At 58.1% G+C, this 2,615-nt stretch carries 3 protein-coding genes; all 3 read right to left on the bottom strand.

The genetic code is table 11. The features are described from left to right. On the bottom strand, window positions 1-433 hold a 433-nt coding region (locus JNL55_RS30955; RefSeq protein ID WP_293863640.1), incomplete at its 3' end, for a FecR/PupR family sigma factor regulator. Next, on the bottom strand, window positions 420-998 hold the full coding sequence (locus JNL55_RS30950) for an RNA polymerase sigma factor (protein ID WP_293863638.1): 579 nt from the start codon (window positions 996-998) through the stop codon (window positions 420-422). The genes JNL55_RS30950 and JNL55_RS30955, both read right to left, overlap by 14 nt. Window positions 999-1,659: 661 nt before the next feature. Continuing rightward, on the bottom strand, window positions 1,660-2,615 hold a 956-nt coding region (locus JNL55_RS30945), incomplete at its 5' end, for an integrase core domain-containing protein (protein ID WP_293863636.1).

The raw sequence follows: 2,615 nt of genomic DNA, 5'->3' as shown, positions 1-2,615 counted from the left end.
CGTACGGATCGGCAGCGAACAACGTCTGCCATCCGAGGTAGCCGACGCCTACAACAACCAAAACGCTGGCCGCCAGCGTCAGGTGTCGAGAAACACGTGGGCGGCCGTAGCGTTGCGCCTGAGTCATAGGCAGCGCCGGTTCGATTGACTCGCTTACCAAGCCTTCCACATCCTCGCCCGACGACGGCGGTTCGAACAGCGGCAGCGTCCAGCCATTCGCCTCGCCAGAACCGGGCGGCAGCCCGGCTGCTAGCGCCACGAGGCGTTGCGATTCGATCCATACGGTCTCCAGGCGCAGATAGGCGATCCGATGCGCCGTGGCTTGCTCAAGCCAAGTCTGAAGTTGCGACTGATCGGCGTCAGTCCAATCGCCGCTATCGCGACGAGCCAGCCAATCGGCGGCCCGCAGCTCGATCTGTTTAGCGCTTTCCATGCTGATCCTCGGCATCGATTTGTGGGGCATCGTCCTCAGTCAGTGCAGCGATCGCACTCTGTCCGAGGAATCCGGCCGCGAGCAGCCTCATGCCCGTGCGGATGTGACATTCAACAGTACGCACGCTGATTCCCAAGCGTTCGGCGACTTCCTTCTGGGACAATGCGTCGATCTTGCGCAGCCAGATCACCTGCCTACATCGCGGCGGCAAGCTATTCAATACATCAGCCAGTCGTCGCAGCTGCTGTCTCGAATCGAGCCGTCTTTCAGGAGACAGCTCATCTCGGGTCGCGATTGCGTCCTCGAAATCACCGACGGACTCGATCGACACCACGCGTGTTCTTCTGAATCGACTCACCACCAGGTGATGACCGGTAGCGAACAGGAACGCCTTTGGCGACACGGGGCGACCTCTCGCAGCCGCCTCGTAAACCCTGACGTAGATCTCTTGGCGCAAGTCATCTATGTCCTGAGGAGAGCGCCAGATGCGACGCAGGTACGTCTTCAGAGACGCCTCATGCACCAGAATCTCACGCCGGAACCAATCGTCTAAAGAGTCGCTCATTGACGCAATTTACGCTAGCAAAGCCCCAAAGACACGAGTCCTTGCATGACCTGAATAGTCCAAAGAAAAGATTGGTGCTGAGCTACGTGATTTCTTGAACTCAAGCGTCTTAGCGTCGAAGCTTCCGTTTCGGCCTCGCATGCTAACCATCGAGACGTGACGTAAAGAACTTGACGGCTTGTAGCGCGTCATCAGCAGCACCGTGGCACGAGGCCAGTCCCACCATCCCAGTGCTAGAGCACACTCAATGTGACTGTCAAAGCACCGCGCCGCTGGACTCAGCCAGATCGGCAAGCTTGGTCATCGCATCGGGACCTGCGAACCCGGCAATTCTTATCGGGATGCCCTGACCGGCGGCTATCCTCGCCCCTGGGATTAGTGATATTCGATACATCGAAGGACTTTTACCTCGCAGGATTTTCAGCTAACAACCACTACCGTGATGTTTGCCATGCGCTTTACGTTGTAAGCCAGAGGGAACTTCGATGACACTCCCCTCCTCACGCGGCACGCGCCGAACCCAGCCAGGCGGAAATGCACGAGATGCCACCGAACGCCAGACAACAAGAATATTTCTAGCAGCGAGAATCAACGAGCTTCTTGATCAGCGGCAGCTCCCACGCCTCAGCACGCCCCGCCGTAGTGTCCAAAAATTCAGGTGTCACGTCGCTTCTCGATAGTAGAAGTGGAGCATTCCACCGAGTCTCTCCCGGCGCTCTACTTGACCACCTCGATAGATAGGGAGATTGGAATCTTTCAGGAGGCGATTGTTCAGTCCCTTATGATTACGCCCTTCGTGGTAGTGCGCCACGTACTGCGTCAACGCGCGCTCAAGCGATGATCTGCTGAAGAAGACCATCCGCCCGGTACACGCCGTCTTTACCGAGCGTACGAATCTCTCCGCATACGCGTTCAAAGTTGGTGATCGCGGCAGCAGTCGGATCGGCTCGATTCTCTCCCGGGTCAGTGCCACGCGGAGGACTGCAGAATATTTCGTATCTCGGTCCATGATCAGGGACCGCGTGTGCCGAAGGAAGGGCTCCTCGGCATCGGTGAGCTTGCGCACCATCTGCATCATCCAGACCTCGCCTAGCCGAGAGGTGACTCCCGCAATCTTCACTTCTTGACTGGCCAAGTCGAGCACAAAAAGGATGTAGTACGTAACCAAACCGCGCAGCGTGAGGACCTCGACCGTGAAGAAGTCCGTGGCCGCGATGCAGTACCAATGCGCCTTGAGAAAGGTCGACCACGACGTGCGCTTTCCTCGTTCGGGTGTCGGGTTCATGCCCTGTTCGCCCAGTACATTCGCGATCGTCCCGCGGCTAACGTCATGCCCTAAGTTCGCCAGCGCGCCTTGAATTCGCGTGTAGCCCCAAGACCGATTCTCCAGCGCCATTCGAACAATGAGCTGGACGATCACCTGCATCGTTCGAGGGCGACCAGGTCTACGGCGGTGGGTGTACGTCCATTTCTGTGCGACCAATGTTCGATACCACCTCATCAGCGTGTCCGGCGTAACTAATGTGTCGAACTCGCTAAGCGCTTTGCGCCCCAACGCGTACGCTCTGCGCGCAAGTCGACGGCGTTCGGCATCGGTGAGATCAAGCCGCGCGCCGG

The sequence above is a fragment of the Steroidobacter sp. genome, assembly GCF_016790065.1.
Lineage (GTDB): Bacteria > Pseudomonadota > Gammaproteobacteria > Steroidobacterales > Steroidobacteraceae > Steroidobacter.
The sequence above is the reverse complement of the archived record's forward strand: the minus strand, read 5'-3'. Positions and strand labels throughout refer to the sequence as shown.

Bases quoted from the DNA above. Each gene is read 5' to 3' on its own strand.
- JNL55_RS30950 (WP_293863638.1), bottom strand. From the start codon at position 998: ATGAGCGACTCTTTAGACGATTGGTTCCGGCGTGAGATTCTGGTGCAT.